The sequence below is a fragment of the Pelomicrobium sp. G1 genome (genome assembly GCF_051905455.1).
Taxonomy (GTDB): domain Bacteria; phylum Pseudomonadota; class Gammaproteobacteria; order Burkholderiales; family UBA6910; genus Pelomicrobium.
Genome location: NZ_JBQACR010000692.1, coordinates 1 through 230, shown reverse-complemented (window position 1 = coordinate 230; position 230 = coordinate 1). Strand labels below are relative to the sequence as shown.

The window sequence follows — 230 nt, the reverse complement described above, 5'->3', positions numbered from 1 at the left end:
AGGACGCGGACCTGATCCTCTTCATTTACCGGGAGGAGGCCTACAACAAGGACACCCCCAAGGCCGGGATCGCCTAGATCATCGTCGGCAAGCAGCGCAACGGCCCCATCGGCACCGTCGAGCTCACCTTCCTCAAAGAATTCACCCTGTTTGAGAACTTTGCGGATCCTTCTCGTTATTGACGTAGCCGCATAGTTCCTGCTCCTGCTACCCTGCACCTCATTTTATCC

Annotated in this window: 1 pseudogene; it reads left to right on the top strand. The window is 56.1% G+C overall.

Annotated elements, in window-relative coordinates:
• Positions 1–182, top strand: a pseudogene (locus ACTFO6_RS20150) (DnaB-like helicase C-terminal domain-containing protein); the annotation flags it as partial.
• Between the last annotated feature and the right edge of the window lie 48 nt (positions 183–230).